Source organism: Faecalispora jeddahensis, from assembly GCF_000577335.1.
Classification (GTDB): Bacteria; Bacillota; Clostridia; order Oscillospirales; family Acutalibacteraceae; genus Faecalispora; species Faecalispora jeddahensis.
On the sequence record NZ_CBYL010000009.1, the window covers coordinates 18,550 to 40,596 of the forward strand.

Genomic DNA, 22,047 nt, shown 5'->3' on the forward strand with positions numbered 1-22,047 from the left:
TCCAAAACAAATCAACTCCCGCTCTGATTTTCAGGCTTTCGCCCGCACCTGCCTTTGCATTGGTTATATATATTAACCCGGGTGGACGAAATAGAACTCTGCGCGGAGATTTGTCGGAATTCACCGGAAAACAGGATAAAACCTTGCAGATCACCGCAAAAACGCTTTTGGACGTGTCCGGCAAAAGCGGGATTTCCCTTGACAAACAGCAGAAAAGCCCGATATGATTAACGTGAGTGAAAACAAATTGAACGAAGAGGGAATACCCCTTCAGAAAAGGTGGGTACAGCATGAACAAAAAACAGATTACGGGATTGATTGCAGCCGCGCTCGTATTTGTATTTGTCTGCGGCTCCAGCATGGTGATTCGCAGCTTTGCGGGGCAGCAGGAAAACAACTATTTCGACAAACTGCTGAAAGCGTCCGAGGACGTTTCCAAAGATTTTCCAACCAGCCCGTTCGTAGGCGTTGTTTCGGTGGAGGGCACCATTCAGGCTTCTTCCTCCACATCCTCCCTGTTCCCGACGGAGGGCTACGACCATAACAGAACCCTGAAGCTGATCGACAGCCTGGAGGCCGACCCAAACAACAAGGGAATCCTTCTGTACGTCAACTCGCCGGGCGGAAGCGTATACGAGAGCGACGAGCTGTACCAGCGTCTGCTCAAATACAAAGAAAACACCGAGCGCCCGGTTTGGACCTATATGGCGAACATGGCGGCCTCCGGCGGATATTACATCTCTATGGCATCTGACAAGATCATCGCCAACAGCCAGACCTGGACCGGCTCGATCGGCGTCATTATCTCTTTGACGAATTACAAAGAGCTCATGGATAAAATAGGCGTAAAGAGCGTTCTGTTCACCAGCGGAAGAAATAAGGCCATGGGCAGCTCCACAGACATCATGACCGAAGAGCAGGAACAGATCTTCCAGTCCCTTGTGGATGAGCCTTACAACACCTTTGTCAGCATTGTGGCAAAGGGCCGCCATATGGACGAGGCCAAGGTGCGCGAGCTGGCGGACGGCAGAATCTACACCGCCAGGCAGGCCCGGGAAAACAAGCTGATCGACCAGGTCGCCGGTTACGAGGACGCCCAGGCGGAATTTGAGGAAGCGCTGGGCGATTCCGTGGAGTTTTATACTCCCACTTATTCCGCTTCGCCGTTTGCCTCTCTTTTTGCCATGGCGAAGGACTACACCCGCAGCGACGCGGATAAGCTGGCCGACCTGATGGAAATCAAAGAGAGCGGGGTGCCGATGTACTATGCAGCCATTGGAGAATAACACAGCCACCCCCGGCGGATTTTTCGTCCGCCTGACGGCCTACCTGATCGATCTTTTGCTGATCGGCACAATCCTTACGCTGACAGTCCGCCTGCCGCTGATGATGGTGCAGATGCTAAACCCCGCCTCGTGGTTCTTAAGCCCCATCCTCTTCCGCTTCAGCCCGTACGATATTTTTCTGTACCTGGCTGGATCGGCCTATTTTATCGTGATGACCTACCTAACCGGCGCAACCGTGGGCAAACGCCTGATGAACCTGCGCGTCGTCGCCTGCGATGACAGCAAGCTGACATTTGTCAACGTCCTTTACCGTGAAACCATCGGGCGCTATCTTTCGTCTCTTCTGTTCATCGGGTACCTGATGATCGGAGCCAGCGAAACGAAGCAGGGGCTCCACGACCGCCTGTGCGACACCCAAGTGATTTACACCTGCAAGTGCCGGCCCGTTGTCTATGGGAAAGCGTCCCCGGTCTATGGATACGGCACAGCCCCGGCCTCTGCCGCCGCCGTTCCCTCCGCTCCGGTTTCGTACCGCCCCTACGGGCAGGCAGAGCCCGAGACCGCTCCCGAGCTGCCGGAACAGACGCCGCCCGATGAAACGGAAGCCCCGGCAGCACCGCAGGAGCAGGAGCCGAAATAACACGGAATAACACGCCGCAATTGACAACGCACCCCATTCGTCAGAGACAGGGAATCTCTGTCTGACGAATGGGGTGCGTTTTTCTGTTTGCCGGATCATTTTTTAAAGAGCTTTTTCCGATAGCTGTTTTTCCTTTTTATCAAAGGATGGATTGGACGCATCAAAGTTTTTGCTGCCGGAATAAATCGGCGGTTCTTCGCAGACCTCCCTCAAACGTGCGAAATGCAGCAAAATCACCCTACTGCGCAGGGAGCTCCTTATTCATTCGCCAGTATGTCTGCCGCGTGTCTTTTCCGGTATTCATGGGCGGTGACATTTTCGTACCTTTTAAAAACCTTGCTGAAATAATTGCTCTCACTGTACCCCAGCCGGAACGCCACATCCGCGGTGCTCATGTTGGTAAAGATCAGGTACATTTTGGCGAGAGCGAGCTTTCGGATATGCAGATATTCCATCACGCTCATACTCAGATACTGCTGAAACAGCCGGCTTAAATACCCCTGGCTGATGTTGCAGGCCCGCGTGATGACAGCCAGACTCAGGTCTCCCTTGATCCGCAGATTGATAAAGCGGAAGACGTCCTCTAAAATTTCGCACCGGCTGACAGCCGCCTGCTGAAACACATAGTTCATCACATCGAACAGCCACATCTCCCAGCTTTTCGAATTCCGCGCAAAAATCTCGTTGATGGGGAAAAGCCTTTCGCACGCCGCTCCGTCAGGGTTCAATCCCGGCACCAGACCGAGCAGGCTTTCCCCCATCTGAAAAAAGCATTCCGTCAGCCGCCGCTGATCCTTATCGACACATATTTGCCGCACAAGCTCCGGTACGGCATAATACATCCCTCGAAAATCGTGCTGATTCAAACACCGTGACAGAAGGTTGATCTGCTGCGCGGTTCCCTGGTGATATTTCGCAAACTCCTCCAGCAGCGCGCGCAGAGTGCTGAACGCGATCGGTTTTGACAGATATTCCTGAGCGGCGGACCGAAGCACTCCCCGGGCAAACTCAAAATCGCGGCAGACAGAAACCATGTAAATCGATATGTCCGGATGATATTTATGAATTCTTTTACATGCCTCGATCCCCGACATGCCGACCATCTCCATATCCAGAAACACAATATCAATCGGGTCCCGCCGGCAGCATTCAACGGCCTCCTCGCCGCTCCCCACACTGTGCACCACTTGGAAATTCGGGATTCTGGAGATCATCAGGCGCATCGCATCCCGCATCATCTGTTCATCATCTGCTACCAATACGCGATACATTTACAATATCCTTTCATCAATCTCTTTGGGATATCTGATAATCGATGCCGTTCCCTTTCCCGGATAATTCTGGATGGAAACGTCATATTGCTCGCCAAACGCGGCAATCAGGCGCATACGCGCATTGTTGATTCCGATTTCCGCCAATTCTTTCTGCCGTTTCCCCTGATACTGCCCTGCCAGCTTTGAAACAGTTTTGGCATCGATTCCGGGCCCGTTGTCCTTCACCCGAATCAGCACATCTTCATTCTGATAGCGTATGGAAATAGAGATATGGCCGGGTTCGCGTTTCTGCGCGATGCCGTAGTCCAAAGCGCGTTCCACGAACGGGAGGAGGATGGTCCGGGGAATGAGCTGCATCGAAAGTTCGTCCTCCATTTGAACGGACCACGAAAGCCGTTCGCCCAAACGCACCTTTTGAATCTGTAAATAACGCTCCAGTGTTTCACATTCTTCCGCCACGGTTGAAACCGGACTGTTATCGATCAGCGTTGCATAAAGAAAATCGGAGAACAGGGTAATGATCTCATTCGTTCGGGGCGCCTCCTCCAAAACGGAAAGGCTCGAGATCGTACTCAGGCAGCGAAAAACAAAGACAGGATTCGTCTGGGCGCGCAGCGCGCTGAGTTCCATGCTTTTCAGCCGGCTTTCCTTTTCCATCCGCTTCTGCTGCTCGCTGAGGCTTTGAATCTCTTGATTGAGAAGATCCGTCTGCTGCAGGCGCGCGATCTCTTTTTCCGCGAACTGGTTAATGATGAGGGAAACCAGATCCGCCAGATTGGTAAACTGTTCGTAGCTGATTTCGGGAACCTGCTCGAACAGCACCTGAAGCTCCTTGTCCTGCTCCCAATCATCCCTTTGGCCGGACAAAATCGTCGCAAGCCGGGGAAGCTCCGGCGGAGCATCGCTGCAGCGAAACTGCCCGCCCAGCACGCCGCCCAGATATTGCCCCTGAATGATGACGGGAACCGCAACCTCCAGCAGCCCGCACGGGCAGAAGAAAACGTTCCGCTTTCGGGTGACCACGGCCTGAATAGAGCCGAACGCATCCGACTGCTTGCATCTTTGCCCGGAGCCTTGTCCGTTGCGCACACGCTGGCAAAACGGCGTAAAAGCCGTCATCTGCGTGATCGGTTCCCCGCGATAATCCACGGTGACAAAGGCCAGCCCCGTGGCGCGCGCGATCTGATTCTGAATTTCCTCCAGCATCTCTTTTCCCAGCAGATTCTGAATGTTCATCTCATCTTTTGGTATCCTGCTTTTTACCGGCATGCTCTGTGTGGAAATGGACTGGTATTCGATTTTTTCCATATGGCATATCTCCCCTATATCAAGAACAATGCGGTTGTTGTTGTAATCATTCTATCATATAGAAAGAAATTTTAAATTAAAAAATGTGGATTGCAGAAATTAAGTTACAGGCCCCCATAACAAGACTGTAACGCCATATAAGCCCTTGCGTGATTTTGGAATTTCACCCGCAAAGGCTTTCTCTTCTATGCCGGGCCGCCGGAGCCGGACCCTGCGTCTGGCTCCGGCACAGCCGGTGCATAGCAAGAATTTATTTAGAGGTTTCGTTTACTCTGGGAATCAGCTTTTCCGTGTCTGTATGCGGCCTGGGAATGACATGAGTGGAGATGACCTCCCCCACCGCTCTTGCCGCGGTGGCCCCGGCATCAACAGACGCCTTGACCGCCCCCACGTCGCCGCGCACCATGACGGTGACAAGGCCGGAACCGATTTTTTCAAAGCCCGCAAAATCCACATTCGCGGCCTTCACCATCGCGTCTACGGCTTCCACCGCGCCTACAAATCCTTTTGTTTCAATCATACCCAATGCATCAAAAGTCATCGCAATTCCTCCTTTGTTTCCTCAAAAGTACGAGTGATTAAGAAAAAGAATGAGCGGTACGGTTGATGATGTCGTCCTGAACCTCTTTCGCCAGCACGACAAACTGCGCGCTGTACCCGGCCACACGCACGATAAGGTCCTTGTAATTTTCCGGATGCTTCTGCGCATCCAGCAGCGTTTCGCGGTCTATTACGTTGAACTGTACGTGCATTCCCTTATGATCGAAATAGCTGCGGATTACCGCCGCAAAGTTTTTCAGCCCTGTATCGCCTGCCACTGCGGACGGCAGAAATTTCTGATTATAGAGGGTGCCGTTGGACGCAATATGGTGGTCGAGCTTCGCAACCGAATTCGCCGCGGCTGTGGGGCCGGAATGATCTCTGCCCGCACGGGGCGATACACCGTCCGCAAGAGGAGTCTTCGCAAGTCTTCCGTCGGGCAGTGCCGCCACGTCTTTCCCAAAGAGCACGTTGGAGGAAACCGGATACATACCCGCGTGGAAAATTCCGCCGCGCGGATTGGTGTATTTCTGAACCTCCATGCAGTAAATCTGAGCGCATCTGCGGGCAACCAGGTCCACCTCGTCAATGTCGTTGCCGAACGAAGGCGTGCGGTTCAGGATTCTGCGGATATCGTCATAGCTGCCGCTCACCTGCGAGCCGGCGCCCAGAGAGCTGCCGATCTGCGTTTTCAGCTGTGCGGGATCCAGCGACCCGTTCTGGCTGAGAATCTTCTTGACCACCTCGTAAACTCTGGCTTCAGTCACATCCGAGCACGCCGCCCCGTTCGCGCCAGCCGCGTCGGGATTCACGTTCGTGGGGTCGACCGGATAGCCAAAGTTCGCATCCAGCGCATCCTTGAGCTGTTTCATGGTGATCGCCTTGTCTTCGAACACATTTTTCTGAATCGCGTAAACAGAGTCGCCTACATCCGCCACGCCGATCGCCTGCGGGCCGGTAAAGTTGTAGGTCGCTCCGCCCTCCTGCGCACATTTTCCTCTGCCGATGCAGTCCGCGATCATACCCGAAAGGAACGGCAGCTTGCCGCGCTCCATATGCGCGTAATCCATCGAGTTGCACGCCTCTGCGAGCAGGTTGACAAAGTAACTCATCTGCGCCGTATACGCCTGATACAGCTGATCCATGCTGCTGAACGTGGTAACGTCGCCCGTAACCGGCCCGAACTGTCTGCCGTTGAGCTTTCCGTTGTTCAGCGTGATTTCCAGCACCTTCGCAATATTAAAGAACGCGGCGTCATGCCAGCCGTCCGTTTTGCCTGGAATGGTGGGCTCTACGCAGCCGATCAGCGAATAGGTGCGCGCATCCCGCAGAGTTACGCCGCGGTTCACCAGAGCGGGGATGATCACCTCGTCGTTGTACATGGCGGGAACGCCAAGACCGAGACGGGCTACCTCGCAGGCGCGCAGCAAAAATTCATCGGGAGTTCCCTGCCAGACACGCATGGAGAAGGACGGGCTGGTCAGGCGCACATGAGCGGTGGCCTCCATGCACATATAGGAAATCTCATTGGTGGCGTCAAAGCCTTCTTCATCCTGTCCGCCCACGCAAAGATTCTGGAAGCACTGATACCCGGCAAACGCCTGAGCGGAAATCTGGTCGCGCGTTTTATTGAGGTCGTTGAACTTGACCCACAGGCTGTCGAGCAGCTCCTGCGCAAACTCTTTGCTGATCGTATCCTTTTTCAGGAACGGATACATGTACTGGTCGAATCGCCCGGGAGAAACCGAATGGCCGTTGGATTCCGTCTGAATCGCGAGCTGCACAAACCAGAATGATTGAAGAGCCTCATAAAAATTCGTGGCGCCGTTTTTCGGCACACGCAAGCAGTTTTCCGCAATGGCCAGCAACTCTGCCTTGCGGACGGGATTTGCTTCTGACGCGGCCATTTCCCGCGCTTTCTGCTCATAGCGTTCCGCAAAATGGATCAGCGCGCTGTAAACCGTGATGATCGCCTGATAAAACTGCTGCTTTTTTATGTATTCGGGGTCCGATCTCTCCATTGCGGTCATCGCCGCCACCGTTTCGGCGATGACGCCCGTGCAACCCTGATTCAAAATCTTCCCGTAATTTACGGTTACATGACCGATTCCGCCATTCAGATAATTGCCTATGGCGAAGACGCCGTTTGAAAGGCAGGCCTTTGTTTCATCCGACATATAGGAAAGGGCCAGCTCACTGATGGTTTTCCCCTTCCAATAGAGAAAAGCTTCCTCCAGCTCGCGGGCTGTTTCTTCGGGAATCTGGAACGGATCCGCCATTCTGCTTCCCATGGTTTTAAATTCATCCTGTACCCATGAATAAGAAAACTCCGGGTAAATCTGCACCGATCTGGTGCGCTTCGTCAGCGAACCGACAATCAGCTCGTCTTCCCGAATGGTAACCGGCAGATTGGCCAGAAGCTTCTCGAGCGCCTTGGCCCGCCGCATCACCATCGGCAGATCTTCCGTTTCCCTGTAGGACTGGGTCACCAGAACCGCGCGGTCTGATTCCACATAGGGTACTGCGTCCACAATCCTCTGTTTCAGGCGCAGAACGCGGTCTGTCGGTTTCGAAAACCCTTTTTCCAACATACACTTACCTCCTTCGAATTTGAATGCCTGTTTCTTCCTATCAACCGCTTCGATTGTTTTATCGTGATTATCCAACAAAATTATAATTCATTTTCCCGTGATATCCGGAACAAATTCCAAACCAATCAAAAGTAAAATTCAAACTTCATTTCCTGTGATTTGCTCACCTCTTCTTTACCTGCAAACAGGGCCGGCGGCGGTAAGCTGATCCTTTCCAGGCGGTAAAAATCAGATCGGCTCTGAAGTCATAAAACGGCAATCACTTTCGCAAAGCGTTCCGAAAGAGATTTTTCCCGAAATTCTCTGCGGCTGGCCGCAGCCAAAGCGAACCTCTTTTCGCCGTCTTCAAAATCAGGGGAATTCATTTTATTGAGGGACGAAATCCCGGCGATACCTTTGGTTCGTCCTAAATGCCTATTTGGACTTGCAAATATCCAACGAAAAACGGGGCCGAAAATTCTGTGCAAAAAAGGAGGAGGCACAAATGCCTCCTCCTTTTACAATATAAAATTTTTGCTGCCCGGTACAAAGTACCGGCCCTTTTTAAGGACTGCTTGAATCGTAATGATCGCATTTTTGCACCGTATACCGAACCCTGGATGAAATCAGCCAGAGTTCCGAAGCATCCATCCGCAATAGATGCGGCAGCTTTCAGCTGAACCTGTTTTAAAAGGTCAGTTTTCTGTTTCTGGCGGTTACTTCCCATTCTTCGATAATATTGCTGTTCTGGGCCACCAAAACAGCAGGATACAGTGCAGAAGTGGGGCAGATATGGGTCGGAATCACATAAAAGACGGTGCCGATGGCAGGGACTTCATTTTCATGCTCGGGATTCATTTCGAAAACCCAATGCTCTTCACTCTGAAACAGCACATGCGCGCGATCGAACCCTGCAATGATACCGCGTACCCCCGCCGGATCGGCGGCAATCCCTTTATACCCTAAATCCAACGTGAAAAGTCCGGGAGCCGGGTGACTGATGACCCGTGTCAGGATAGCCGCGGCAGGCTCAAAGGACAGATCGGGCAAATTCTTTTGGTATCCCGCATCGTCGATGAAGGCGGTTCCGGGCGAAAGGAACCATTCGGTAACCAGCGCATGGCACGGAAACGACGGGGTTCCGCCCATAATCATGGTGCTGCATTCGATCTTCTTTTTCATTAATTCGACCTGAATCTCTTTTACCTGCAGATCAGCTTCCCGTACCTGACCCAAACGGACCTGGAGATCGCTGTCATTGTGGTTCCCGTCATAACAGTGCATCCCTTTCAGAGAAAGACCCGGCAGCTGCGTGGCTTTTTCATAGAGCTGCTCTGCCTGCTGCAAAGGGACACCGGTTCGGTTCATTCCCATATTGACATCGAGCAATGTGTCAATTTTCATATGCCTTTGCACGGCATGCTCGCTGAGAACAGAAAGCTGCTCAAAATCATCGCCGATGGCCCAGAACCGTGTATTGGGAAAGGCCTTAATCAGCTCAAGATACCGTTTCAGATTGGGGCCGATCAGAGGATACGCCAAAAGGACATGATCCGCGCCGGCCGCGGCTGTCATCTCGGCCTCTGCAATCGTTGCGCATTTAAACCGCCGGATTCCCATCTCCAGCTGCAGCTTTACCATCTTCTCCATTTTATGGGATTTGACATGGGGCCACAGCCTTTGGGCTCCGCCGGCCATTTCAATGGCCAGTCTGGTATTTTGAATAATGGTGTCCTTATAATAAATCAAAGCCGGACTGATCATTTTGGAAGGATCGTTTAACTCAAATACTGTACTCATAAAATCAATCCTTTAAATTTCAAATATGAATTCAATCTCTACCGGAATATTTCCGGGCAGTTCATTCACCCCAATCGCGGAACGGGCGCCTATGCCGTCTTCGCCGTAAAGATCCTTCAAAAGCTGAGAAGCGCCGTTGGCTACGATGGGCTGCTGATTAAAATCGTCGGCACTGGCTACAAAGGCCAGCATTTTGACAAGACCCTTGATCCGATTCAAATCGCCCAAATAATCGTGCAGAACGCTCAGCGCGTTCAAGGCGCAAATTCTTGCGGCCTCCTGCCCCTGCTCCACGGAGCATTCTTTCCCCAGCTTGCCCTCCAGCACAGGGATTCCCCCGAGAGTGGCCCCCTGGCCTGAAATATACAGCAGATTGCCCACCTGCTTTACCGGTTGATAGATTCCGCCTTTCGGGGGCGGCGGAGGGAGCTCCAGACCAAGCTGTTTCAAAGTATTGTATACATTCATGCAAATCACTTTCCTTTCGGTTTATCGAATGATCTTTCCCCGGCACATGACATGCCGGATATTGCGAAACACAGTGATATCCGTTAAGGGATCGCTTTCCATGGCAATCAGGTCGGCGCTTAGTCCCGGGCGGATCGATCCGGTTTCTTCCGAGAGCCCCAACGCCGCGGCCCCGTTCACCGTGGCCGCCCCGATCAGCTCCGGTATGGTGATCCGGCAGCGATGATACAGAATTTCCAGCTCCAGCCACGTCTCATCAAAATATGTCAATCCGCATCCCGCATCCGTACCGATCACGGGAAGCATGCCGAGCTGAATCAGACGCTCAAAAATACGGCATTCGCGCTCCTCCTGCTCCAGCAGAAAGGCCTCGCGTTCGCTGCGCTCTGCCCCGTTTTCTCTGCAGTGATCAAATATATGATAATTGTTTGAAATCCCGATCATAAAATAGCGGCTCTCATTTTGAAACTGCTCCATTACCGCCGGCTCGTAAACTCTTTCGAGCAATCCGTTCCTGTGGTTGCGGACAAAGCAGGCACAGTGCTCAATACATTGCACACCGCCGCGCATCGCGTTCACAAAGCCCTCCGTAGTAAGGCAATGGGCAAAGGTCGGCAGGCTCCAGTGATGCGCTTCATCGGTCATCGCCCGAATCTGCTCGGCGGTATAGCTGGTCTGCTCCGGTGTTGAGCCGGGGGTCATCTGGCCGCCGCTTACAATGATCTTGATCGCGGTACATCCGGCTTTCTTTCTGCTGCGCACCGCCAGAATGGTGTCATCGATCGAATCGGCTTCTGAACCCGGGATAAAATGCAGGTGCCCGCCCGTGATCGTAATGGGAGGACCGGCCAGCTGCAAACGGGGCAAATCCGCCAACTGGCGGGCCCTTTCCTGATACAGTTCCAGCGTGCGGTAGCTTCCGCCTGCATCGCGTGCTGTGGTTACGCCGGAATAAAGCAGCGTTTCGGCATTTTTGGCCGCACGCAGAAAGCTGATTTGCGGACTTTCGCTCAAATACCGCTCACGGGTATTTTCGATCGGCTCAAACTCCAGGTGTACGTGGGTATTGATCAGCCCGGGAAGCAGATAGCATTCGCCGTAATCCAGCATTTCCGCCTGCGGATATGTTTCCTGCAGATGAAGCCAGTCCCCCGTTTCCAGGATTCTTCCATCCCGGATTAAAATACCGTTTCCCTCATAATCCTGTTTGTCCGTACTGTATACGGCCTTCGCCTTTACCAGCAGAAGGCCGCCTTTCGTTTTTTTCATCATTACACCGTCCTTTGTGGCGTTCATCCCTTGACTGCTCCTGCGGTCATTCCTTTGATGATATATTTCTGCAGCGCCATTGTCAGAATGATTGCGGGGACAATCACGACGATCGTCGCAGCCAGCATTCTGCCCCAGCGAATATCCGCCCCCGAAACAAAGTACTGCAGTGAAACCGGCAGCGTTCTCGTCTTTTCCCCGCTCAATATCAAAGCGAACTGGAAATTGTTCCATGAGCCCAGAAAGGAAAGCGTTGCGCATGTGACAAGCCCCGGCAGGCTGACCGGTAAAATCACATTCCAAAAGCATCTCTGCCGGGTGCAGCCGTCTACGATGGCGGCTTCGTCCAGCTCTTTGGGGATGTCGGCAATAAAGCTCGACATAATCCACACGATCAGGGGCAGAGAAAGCACAATATGGCTTAAAATCAGCACAGAGTAGGTATCGATCATTTTGAGTTTTGAAAAAAGAAAATAATAGGGCAATAAAAACGAGATGCTGGGCAAAAGCCTGGCCACGAGAATAGAGGTAGAGGTTTTGCGCATGTGAAACCGCGCGATGGAGTATGAGGCCGGTACCCCGAGAATCAGAGAAATGGCCGTGGAAGCAAATGCAACAATGGCGCTGTTTATCATGTAAGTATCATAATGCTGCGTTTCAAAAATGTATTTGTAATGATCCCAGATCGGAGTGAAGCCAAACAGCTGCGGCGGCATGATATATACCTGCGACATATTTTTCAGGGAAGAAATAAAAACGAAATACAGCGGAAATAAAATCGGCAGTACAACAATGAGCACCAGAGCATATAATCCGATTTTACCGGCTGCTTTTTTTGCCTTGTACACCGTCACACTTTCTCCTCCCATCTTTTTTTCATATTGATAATCACAATACTGATCACCAGTACGATCAGGAACACCAAAGTCAGTATTGCGGAGGATTCTCCAAATTTATAATAAGAGAACGCCGTTTCGTAAGCATAAAGATTTAATGTGCGCGAAGCATTGGCCGGCCCGCCCTTTGTCATGGCGTAAATCAAATCAAAGGATTTGAAAATATCGATAAAACGCAGAAGGCCGATGGAAAAAAGCGTCGGCATCATCATAGGCAGGATCACCCGGAAAAAGACCTGAATCGAATTGGCGCCGTCTACGTGAGCGGCTTCGATCGGGTCATTTGGCAAGGAGCTGAGCCCGGCCAGACACACAATCACCACCATAGGGGTCATCTGCCAGACTTCTACCGTTGCAATCGCCGGAATCACCGTATCCTGCGCGGAGGTAAAGGTTGAGGGAGGAAGCCCCACGGATTTGAATATAAAATTCATGATACCGCTGGAAGGCTCATAAAAAAGCATCCACATCAGGCCAACCGCCACGGGAGCCATCATATAGGGCAGCAAAATGGCTGTTTTGGCAAGCTGCTTGCCGCGGAATTCACAGTTTAAAATCAGCGCGATGGCAAGGCCCAGAACGGTTTCCAGAATGGTCGCCAAAAAAGTGTACCAGAAAGTGATTCCGCACGATGCCCAGAATTCGGGGCTGGACAGGATCTTTGCGTAATTCTGCCCGAAGTTAAAACGAGGGGCTGCTCCGCTGAGCAGGTTCCATTCGGTCAGACTGAACGCAAAGGTTGCTCCGATAGGCAGTACGATCATCGCCATCATAAAGACGAGTGCGGGTGCGGCAAAAACCCATTTGATGTGCCTGTCGATAAATTTGCTCATGATTCCACCTCAAATAGTATTCGGGATGGGAAAGGCTCTCGCCTTTCCCTCCCGGGTTCAGCCGTCAATAAGAATATTTGTCGCCGTATTCATTCGAGTTTTTCAGCAGTTGATCCACTTTGTCGGCAGCCGTTTTGGCTTTCGCCTCGATTTCTTTTCCTTCTCCCTTGGTTTCAATGGAATACACCACGGCTTCGCCGATGGCATCCCTGGCCTCTGTTACAGAGGTCAAACGCGGAAGTCCGTAAGGATTGGTGGTATCGCTTTCGTTAATTACCGAATAGGCCTTTACCATATCGGCAGACATAGCGTCTTTTACTCTGGAATCATTCCAGATCGAGGAACGGAAGCTGGGCATGCCCTTAGGGGTGATATATGCCGCCACATCCGATCCGGCGACAAACTTCATGAACTCCCAGGCGGCATCCTTGTTTTTGGAGCCGGAATAGATCGACGAGCCCCAGACAACCTGCTTATAAGACTGGCGCCCGGTGGGGCCCTCAGGGATCGGCGCAACGCCGACTTTATCATAATAGGCTGATTCCGCTTTGTCTGTCAGGGTTGCATACAGTGCGTTGGCGTCGATGGCCATAGCGACTGTGCCGGAATTAAACAGCTGAGTCATCTGAGAATAGCCGGTGGTCAAAATACCGGGAGGGCCGTATTTCCCCAGCAGCCTGCCATAGAATTTGATCGCATCGACAGATTCGGCGCTGGCGATATTGGATTTGCCGTCTTTGATATAGCTCCCGCCGTAGCCGAACAGGAAGGGGGAAAATTGAGAGGTCAGCGCAATTTTTTCACCGCGGCAGGCGATGGCATAGAGGTTGTTGGAGGGATCATTCAGCTTTTCGCAAACCTGCAGAAGCTCCTCGTAATTGGTAGGCGGGGTCAGCCCCTTTTGCTCAAACAGGTCGGTACGGTAATACATGAGCTGAACAGAGGAATACAGCGGCAGGCAGCCGATGGAATCTGTACCGGACAGGGTGATTTGCTCTTTTGGTGCGGTAAAGTCGGACCAGTTCAATTCCGGATCATCCAGATACGTGTCCAGTGGCTCGATCCATCCGTTTTTGCTGTAGGGAGCCATATCCTGCAGGGGGCTCAGCAGAAACACGTCGATGGTGGAAGAGCCGGACAAAAACTCCGTGGTCGTCTTTTGGCGGAGTTCCGATTCTCCGTAAAGCTCAAGGTTGACTTTGATTCCCGTTTTGTCTTCAAAATCGGAAAGGTACTCCTGAATACCGTCGGAAACCTGCGCGGTCATACTCACCACGCGGAGCGTTGTGCCTGCATACGGCTTTTCCGCCTGACTGCCGGCAGCGGATGACGCCCCGCCCGACGGGGTAGTCTGTCCACAGGCGGCCAGTCCCAGCATCATAGAGCCGGCACACAGCAGAGAAATCACTTTTTTCATAACAATCCTCCTTTAAATTCGGCGAACCCACTTTTTCGCTTCTATTTAGATTATACCTATAAAAAAATAGAATAAAATGAAATGTATTTTGTTGTTTTGTTCAAATATTCAGAACTCATCATAAAAAATCGCACAGATTATCCTTCAAAAAATAATCTGTGCGATAAAATCAGCAAACCCTTTTCATATCTTTGGAAAAGCAGCACAATATTCAGGTTCTCAGTTCCCTGTTCTGGCGCATCTGCCCCGGGCTGATCCCAAAATATTTTTTAAATCTGCGGCTGAAGTAGGACTCGTTCGGAATCCCCACCTTCAGCCCGATTTCGTATACCTTTAAGTGATTGGATAAAAGCAAAACTCTGGCCCGCTCCATCTTGATTCGTTCACAGTATTCATTATAAGTCTCTCCCACCTCTTTTTTGAATAACGAACAGAAATACGTTTTGTTGAGGCAGCAGCGGTTTGCCGCTTCTGCCAAAGAGATTTCTTCTTCCACATGTTCTGCAATATATTTTTTCAGCACCATGATTTCCGGGTGGACCGTTTGGCCGGACGCCGCTATTTCAATCAGCGAATCGACGGCCTGTAAAAGAATCTGAGCCAGCTGTTCCAGGCTTTCCGCATGAAAAAAGCTGAAGAAATAATCGTTTTCACCGAGCTGCTCGGGCTTCGATTCTTCCTCGCTGAGAGGGCCGTAGCCCGAAACAAACGCCCATACTCCCGACACGGCCGCTTTGATCGAATACTGCGAATACAGCTGCGATTCCTCTTTGGCTTTATCAAACCATTCACGGACCACAGCCTCCGCCCCTTCCCGATTGCGGTTGTCGATCATGGACTGTAAAGAAAGCGCCAGAGAAGAAACCATCACCTTTTTCTTCGGCGCAGATTCGGCAGGACAAAGCAAAATACTTTCCTTCCCCGTGAAAAAACAGTCCGACAGACGTTCCCTGGCCAACGAGTAGGCTTTGGGCAGTTGTTTAAAATGCTCGAAGGGCTGCGACACTGCGCAGGAACATGTGATATTCAGGTGCGTTTTCAGCACGGAATTGATTTTATTCCAATAGTGCAGAATTGTTTCGATATTTGCAGAGCGGCGGTTCGGGAATCCCAGCAGGATCATCCGCTCGGGCGGATGATCCTGCTGGTTCTCGTAAAACGGCAGTTCCTGAAAAAACTCATCCAGAATATTGTCAATGGCACAGGGTGTGACATCTTCGCCCTCCGTCTCCGGCGTTACGGCGGCATCCATCACACAGCAGCAGACGATAAACTGGCTGCAGCTTCGCGCCTCCGGGCTGTACTGCAGGAACAGCTCCTCTTCCTGCTGAGATCGGACTCCATTTTTCAGTATCTGAGAATAGAACTGCCGTTTTTTCTCCGGGGATTTCTCACTTGATTCTGCCCCGCCGCCGGTTCGGCTTTTATCCTGAATAATTGTCTCCTTCCATTGGCCCAGCAGCTTCTTGAGGCCGTCGGCCGAAAGCGAAAGCTTCAAAATATAATCGTCCGCTCCCATTTTGATGGCGTTTTTTACTGCTTCCACTTCATCCAGACAGCTTAACACAATGATTTTTGTGTTAAAATGATTCTCCCGGATATAACGGATCAGCTCAAAGCCATCCATGACCGGCATTTTCAGGTCGGTAAAGACCACATCCGGCAAGCATCGATTGATTTCAGAGATCGCCTGCCTGCCGTTTTCGCAGGCGCCGATGACCTGAAACCCGTATTGCTCCCATTGAATGGTTGCGCTCAATCCAACCCGCACCATCAGTTCATCGTCAACGATCAGAACCTTCAGAAGCTCCCTCATCCGTATCCTCCCCTTTCCTCATCACCGGATATGGCAGGCAAATGGACACTGTCGTTCCCTGCCCCGGGGCGGAAACCATCGAAATTCCATATTTTTTGCCATACCTTAACTTCACCATTCCATCGATACTGCTCAGCCCCACACCGGTTAATGTCTTCCGGGAATCGATCGAGCTCCGCACATGCTCCAAAACACTTTTGATCTGCTCCGGCGTCATTTCCGTACCGTTATTGTGGACATTTAAAAACAGGCAGTCCATCTCCTGTCTGGCCCGGATGGTGATTACCCCGTTCTGCATCCCCTCCATCCCGTGAATCACCGCATTTTCCACGATGGGCTGCAGGCAGTACTTAAAAACAGGATATTGATAAAATTGCTCCGGAACCTCTATTCTCAGCTCGTATCGATGTTTTAAGGTCCAGTTTTTGATTTGAATATAAGACTTTACCAGCTCCAGTTCTTTGGAAAGCGGAATCTCCTCTTCCCCGCGGTGGATCGCGTTTTCCAGCACGCCGCCCAGACAAGCGATCATATCGGCGATGTTTCCGGCGTTCGAGGCCATTGCCGACCATTTGATGGTGTTCAATGTATTAAAGAGAAAATGCGGGTCAAGCTGAGCGCGCAACGTTTCATACCGCATTTTTTCTTCCAGAGCCTGTTTTTCCAACGCGGCGGCAGTCATTTCTTCGATTCGCACCGTCATCTGGTCAAACTTTCGCTCGGCGTCCGGGATGCTGATCACTTTTTCAGCCTGCTGCCCTACCGGAACATTTCCTATTTGCATGAGCGTCATTTTTTTCAGAATTCTGTTATAGGGCCGCATGACATAAATCAGCATCAACGCACAAACGACCACGGCCGCCAGCAAAACCAGTACGCTGATGGTGTATGTATTATTGCGCATCAGTTCGATTTCCTGCGTAACGCTGGATCGGGGAATCAGATTCAATAAAAGCCAGTTGTCAAATGGAAGAGGGGTGGAAGTCAACACATAGCTTTCTCCGCTTTCGGAATGCACTACCGTGTATTCCGAGCGGTTTGCCGAAAGCGAGCGAATGTTCCAGGAGGAAGTCAGGTGATAATATGCCGTATCGAAATCAGACCTGCTGCTGTAAATAATATTGCCGTCCGAATTGACCAGGCCGGTAGAGGTCGCCTCATTTCCGACCCAATTTTGTCTTAGATTGTCACTCAGCAGCGATACCACCGCGACTCCCAGCTCCTGCTGCGAGTAATAATCGTATATTTTACGGCAGAACAGGATGTGGCTGTTGCTGTTCCCGGATCTCGCTATCAGCGCACCGGTGGAATCGTCGTAAAAATAGGGCGCTCTCCACAAAGCCTTCTGATCCGAGGATAAAAAATCGGTAAACCAGGGTTGGCGGCGCAGACTATCAATAAAAGCTGAAGAAAACTGATACCGGTTCCCCACACCGTCAAGCACACTGTACAAACTGCCGTCATTGCCCAAAATAACCATATGCATTTGGTAATCAAACAGTGTGTTGCGGTAATTGGTTATGATCGACTCCAATTGCGTAATTCGGTTCAAATCTTCAATCGAATAATCCAGAAAACTGCTTTTGGGTTTTCCCTTCGCACCAGCTGCAAGCATTTGAGTAATGCTTTTGTTCGTACTGGTGATGGCTGAAATCTTCTGCACATCATACAGCATATTGGAAATGGACGCTTTGTCCTTGGAAAGGTTGGCCGAAATCAAAGTCGTCGTCTTTTCGATCAAAAGTTTTTCACTATTTTGGAAAGTGAGCTGTATTACAGAAAAAGCAACAATGCAGATCGCCAGAGAGGAAATCAAGATAATACTCCACCAGCTATGTAATATTTTATACAACGCATACCGCTCCCCTTCCTCACGCACGACCGATAGAATCCTTTTTAAACAATATTATAAAATAAATTTCATAAAAGTTCTACAATTTCCCCGCTTTCTGTGGTAGATCCATTGTTTTTTCCTACCATACGACAGCGGCGATAACCTCTGCCCGCAGTAGGGCGGGCAGCAAATCTGAAACCCAAAGGGATCGTCAGGTAAGATTCTTTTATTTTCAAACTCCTTATAGTGACGGCAGCCCGCAGAAGTACGAATCTTCTGCGGGCTGCCGTCACTGTTTCTTTGTGCGCTGTGCTTTATCGAAGCATCCAAAAATGCAGCCGAAATTCTATGACCACACGGGGGAATAAAAGAATATTTGGTATACCAAAAACATTTTATGGATGTTTTAAGCAGATGCCCGACACTCCGGAAACAGCGAACCGTCTAGCATCAGAAAGGCATTCATCTTCTTCGCCCAGCGGACCTTTCATCTGAGCTGTCTCATGGAAAAAGTGTTTTCTAATAATCGGAATTCTTGTGGATGATGCCATACAGCATACAAGCTGCCTGAATATTGAACCAATCCTGTGTACTGTCAAAATCCTGCTGCAAAAGTCGTTCAGCTTTTCTGACCCGCCAATACGCAGTGTTATAATGGACATTCAGGTACTCAGCCACATACTTAATATTTTTATTAAAGTTAATATAGGCCTGCAAAGTATTCATCAGACCCGCATTCTTTTGCGCATCGTACTCCAACAGAGGCTGCAGCACTTTATCAATATAGCTGTTCAGCTCGTCTCCGCTGAGCTTCAAAATCAAATACAGGATTCCCAGCTGTTCATAGTTTACAATCTTGGAAGAAGTGGGATACTTCTCGACTATTTCAAAGCACTCCCACGCTTCCCGATATGATTTGGATAAATTCAAAAGATTCTCATACAGCTGTCCGACGGTGATCTGAATGTTTTTATCGAGCCTGAGAATCTCCCTGCCAACTTCCACTGTTTGCTGCTGTTTGGTAAGGGCGCTTTTTGAAAAAGAAACCATGACGTAAATCAAATTTCTTTCCGGCACTACAATTCCATTAATCCCCCGTTTCCCCAAAAGAGAAACGATGTCTTTGACCAGCTTATTCGAACGGGCGGCCTGTTCAAACAAATTTGCGCAGGAAGAAAAATCCTCCTTTACAATAATCACGCCGAAATAATCCCGATAGTCGAGTCCCAGCTTTTCCGCGTGAAGAATCAGGCTTTTATCAATCACACCAGACAAAGCACCGTGGAACACATCGCCCTTGATTTTCTGGGATACCTCAAACAGCTCGTCCTGTTTGAGCCATTCCTGTGCCACTACCAAGGATGCGTAGCTGAGTGCGAGCTTTTCCAATTCGTCCAGCTCATCCGTATTGGTAAACACGGTAAGAAAGCCCAACAGTTTGTTTTTTCCGATGACAGGCGAAATAAAATAGGTGCCATCCTCATCTTTGTAATCCATAATGCTTTGAAGTTTATTTTTTACGAACTCATTGTATCGGCTGAAATGAAAAAAGCTGGAAGGCAGCGGACAGTCCACCCCCTTGGGGGAATAGGCCACCGGCTCCAGCAGAATATTATACAGAACCACCGGAAACGAAATCACCTTTTCAAGATAATCCAGTATTTCTGAAAAACCGATTCCCCTTACAATAATATCGGTAAAATTATTCTGTATCAGCAGCATTTTCTCCAAATCCCGTTTCCGGTTTTGCAGCTCCAGAATATAATGCTTTTCCTTTTTGATCATATTGGACTGAAAGATCGCGATCGCCGCATAGTCTGCGGCGGCTTCCAGCAGTTCCAGATCCTCCGGCGAAAACTTCTGGTCCAGACTGTAATTATCGACAGTAATCACACCGATGATCTGATTATGAATAATCAGGCAGGCAGACATTACCGCTTTGGGGGATTCGGTAGAATCCCTGCTTCGTCCAAACCGAGACAGTGGAATGTCTGTTGGGCCGACATATGCCTCCAACTCTTCCACACTATTAATGATAACCGACTGGCGGCGTTCGAAGGTTTTTCCGCTGATTGCTATCCCTGGAGGAATCTGATGCAGCAGTATTTCATTTTGAAATCCCGCACAGGACTGCAGACACAGAACCTTCTTCTCCTCATCGTACAAATACAGCACCCCGGCATTTGCGGAAGGAAACACTTTGATTACCTCCCGTAAAATATAATCCAAAATGGCGTCGCTGTTGAGAGAAGACGTAATGTTCCGGCCCATTTTCACCAACAGGTTGTAAGACTTTAATTTCTGCTCGTTGTCCATAGCTCACCCTGCCCCTACACGCGCTCGCGTGTTTGTCTCTTTCTCATGGCGGAATGCCATCGGCTCATATTTACCCAGTCGTTATCAGCCTGTCCTTCCTCACCGCCTTTTAATGAAAATGACTACGTCTCCGACTCATCAAAGGGTCCTTTTTCGAAAGCCTATGAGCGGAAATCGGATCAAAAAGGATCTGCTGTCAAGAACAGAATACAACGCCTTTTTTCCACTGTCAACATCGGAAAAGTTCCCAGCCGCAGCATTGATAAAGTCAACCAAACAGAGCCGAGTTTTTATTCAGAAGTTTTTTGATTTTTCATGATCTCCTGTGTAAATTGCAATCCGTCCTCCCACGTGTAAGCGAGCTTTCCATTTACGATCACATAGCGAACCCCCTCGGGAGGAAGCGCACAAATATCCATACCATATCCGCCCTTTTCCATCAGCTCCTCCGGCTTAAATATGACAATATCCGCATCCTTATCTTCTTGCAGCCGCCCTTTTGATGCAAGCTTCAGCCGATTGGCCGGGTCAATGGTCAGCTTTGCCAAGGCTGTTTTCAGATCCAGAAGATTCTCCTCGATCGCGAACCTTCGCAGAAAGCGCGCGGTGCTGCCGGAGCTGCGAGGATGCCCTTTGATCGCCCCCAAGGCGTTGTCTCTGGTAATGATCGCGTCACTTCCCATAAATACCAAAGGATGCCGGAGCGCCTGCACAATATCTGCCCAAGGGGTGGCCCCGTGGCAGGCGACCGTGGTATCTTCCCCCGCTTTACGCAAAAGGGAAAACAGCTCGGGGGTACAGCGCTTTCCTTCCCATGGCCCAGTCAGAATCTCGATATCCTCATATGTAAATTCATGAATATGAAAAGGGTCGCCGTCAAAAACCGCAGACTGGATTCCAGTGGCCCATGTGTCGTATGGATACATATCCGCCCGCACATCAAAGCCCCGTTCATTCATTTTTTGCATGATATCCAGTGTCCTTTTCATATGGTCTTTCCCATAAATATTGGCCGCCAGGTGGGACAGCTGCATGCGCACCCCGGTCTCCTCCAGAATTTCCATCATCTCCGCAACTGCTGCTTCTGCCATCGCGGGATAATCGTAGCGCATATGAACAGCCAGAAAACCGTCATACTCACGAATGATCTCTGCGGCGTCCATCATCTCCTCTTTAGTAGTGCCCGGTGCATACTGCAGCCCGAAGGATACCCCCGGGAACCCCATCTTCAGGCCCTCGCGCACCATTTCCCGCAGGAGCTCTCTCTCTTGAAAAGAAGGCTTGTGATATCTGCCGATCCCCAACCATTCCCGCAGAGCGCTGTGCCCGATCAGGGCCAGATAATGAATCGGAAGGGTGCTTGTGGATATTTTTTGATAATACGGCTCAAAAGGATACACTCCTATCCCACAGTTGCCCCCCAGCATTGTGGTCACTCCCGCCCGCAGCATAACGTCGGCGGTGAGCTTGGGCAGGCTTTTGTTTTCTTCTTCATTCGCAGAGGGCACCACAGCATAGTCCTCGTGGGTATGAATGTCGATAAAACCCGGGCTTACCACACAACCCGACGCATCAATCACCTGGCGGCCGGTAAGCTTTTGCAAAGTCATTGCCTGGATCCGGCCATCTGTAATTCCCATGGAAAGTACCTCATCACGATTGCTTTCCGGATCAATGATTCTCCCATTTTCTATCACCAAATCGTACAGCACGTACTCACGCCTTTCATTCGTATGATATTTGAAATCTGTCTGCGATATAACCGCAGACAGATTTCACG

At 50.5% G+C, this 22,047-nt stretch carries 17 protein-coding genes; 2 read left to right on the top strand and 15 right to left on the bottom strand.

Going from position 1 to position 22,047, the window contains the following annotated elements:
* Window positions 1–290 precede the first annotated feature (290 nt).
* Both sppA and TY09_RS05265 read left to right on the top strand, forming a co-directional pair.
* Complete coding sequence (gene sppA / locus TY09_RS05260; RefSeq protein WP_042431723.1) at window positions 291–1,286, top strand: signal peptide peptidase SppA; 996 nt, start codon at window positions 291–293, stop codon at window positions 1,284–1,286.
* On the top strand, window positions 1,267–1,926 hold the full coding sequence (locus tag TY09_RS05265) for an RDD family protein (protein WP_042431725.1): 660 nt from the start codon (window positions 1,267–1,269) through the stop codon (window positions 1,924–1,926). Before sppA ends, TY09_RS05265 begins: the two co-directional genes overlap by 20 nt.
* Before the next feature lie 257 nt (window positions 1,927–2,183).
* Here TY09_RS05265 and TY09_RS05270 read toward each other — a convergent pair whose 3' ends face one another.
* The 15 genes from TY09_RS05270 to TY09_RS05340 form a co-directional block, all read right to left on the bottom strand.
* Window positions 2,184–3,197, bottom strand: a complete 1,014-nt coding sequence (locus TY09_RS05270; protein WP_042431727.1) for a response regulator — start codon at window positions 3,195–3,197, stop codon at window positions 2,184–2,186.
* Entirely contained in the window at window positions 3,198–4,508 is a 1,311-nt protein-coding gene (locus tag TY09_RS05275) for a sensor histidine kinase (RefSeq protein ID WP_052335559.1), read from the bottom strand.
* Window positions 4,509–4,758: 250 nt separating this feature from the next.
* Window positions 4,759–5,049, bottom strand: a complete 291-nt coding sequence (locus TY09_RS05280; RefSeq protein ID WP_042431729.1) for a BMC domain-containing protein — start codon at window positions 5,047–5,049, stop codon at window positions 4,759–4,761.
* A 37-nt stretch (window positions 5,050–5,086) separates the two neighbouring features.
* The gene (locus tag TY09_RS05285) at window positions 5,087–7,639 is read right to left on the bottom strand and encodes a glycyl radical protein (protein WP_042431731.1); all 2,553 of its coding nucleotides are present in this window, start codon (window positions 7,637–7,639) and stop codon (window positions 5,087–5,089) included.
* A 245-nt stretch (window positions 7,640–7,884) separates the two neighbouring features.
* On the bottom strand, window positions 7,885–8,121 hold the full coding sequence (locus tag TY09_RS05290; RefSeq protein WP_042431733.1) for a hypothetical protein: 237 nt from the start codon (window positions 8,119–8,121) through the stop codon (window positions 7,885–7,887).
* Window positions 8,122–8,305: 184 nt separating this feature from the next.
* Window positions 8,306–9,418, bottom strand: a complete 1,113-nt coding sequence (locus tag TY09_RS05295; protein WP_042431735.1) for a D-TA family PLP-dependent enzyme — start codon at window positions 9,416–9,418, stop codon at window positions 8,306–8,308.
* 12 nt (window positions 9,419–9,430) lie between these two features.
* Window positions 9,431–9,886, bottom strand: a complete 456-nt coding sequence (locus TY09_RS05300; protein ID WP_042431736.1) for a RidA family protein — start codon at window positions 9,884–9,886, stop codon at window positions 9,431–9,433.
* Window positions 9,887–9,907: 21 nt separating this feature from the next.
* Window positions 9,908–11,182: an amidohydrolase family protein gene (locus tag TY09_RS05305; protein WP_081759607.1), complete on the bottom strand. Its 1,275-nt coding sequence runs from the start codon at window positions 11,180–11,182 to the stop codon at window positions 9,908–9,910.
* Window positions 11,179–12,009, bottom strand: coding sequence for a carbohydrate ABC transporter permease (locus tag TY09_RS05310; RefSeq protein ID WP_042431738.1), 831 nt, complete (start codon window positions 12,007–12,009; stop codon window positions 11,179–11,181). The genes TY09_RS05305 and TY09_RS05310 overlap by 4 nt, the downstream gene beginning before the upstream one ends.
* Entirely contained in the window at window positions 12,006–12,884 is an 879-nt protein-coding gene (locus tag TY09_RS05315; protein WP_042431740.1) for a carbohydrate ABC transporter permease, read from the bottom strand. Before TY09_RS05315 ends, TY09_RS05310 begins: the two co-directional genes overlap by 4 nt.
* A gap of 64 nt (window positions 12,885–12,948) precedes the next feature.
* On the bottom strand, window positions 12,949–14,301 hold the full coding sequence (locus TY09_RS05320; protein ID WP_042431742.1) for an ABC transporter substrate-binding protein: 1,353 nt from the start codon (window positions 14,299–14,301) through the stop codon (window positions 12,949–12,951).
* Window positions 14,302–14,512: 211 nt separating this feature from the next.
* Window positions 14,513–16,117: a response regulator transcription factor gene (locus TY09_RS05325; RefSeq protein WP_042431744.1), complete on the bottom strand. Its 1,605-nt coding sequence runs from the start codon at window positions 16,115–16,117 to the stop codon at window positions 14,513–14,515.
* A complete protein-coding gene (locus TY09_RS05330; RefSeq protein ID WP_042431745.1) occupies window positions 16,086–17,969 on the bottom strand; it encodes a cache domain-containing sensor histidine kinase in 1,884 nt (627 codons plus the stop codon). The genes TY09_RS05325 and TY09_RS05330 overlap by 32 nt, the downstream gene beginning before the upstream one ends.
* Before the next feature lie 501 nt (window positions 17,970–18,470).
* Window positions 18,471–20,267, bottom strand: a complete 1,797-nt coding sequence (locus TY09_RS05335) for a GAF domain-containing protein (protein WP_042431746.1) — start codon at window positions 20,265–20,267, stop codon at window positions 18,471–18,473.
* Window positions 20,268–20,557: 290 nt separating this feature from the next.
* Complete coding sequence (locus TY09_RS05340; protein ID WP_147584615.1) at window positions 20,558–21,907, bottom strand: amidohydrolase family protein; 1,350 nt, start codon at window positions 21,905–21,907, stop codon at window positions 20,558–20,560.
* Between the last annotated feature and the right edge of the window lie 140 nt (window positions 21,908–22,047).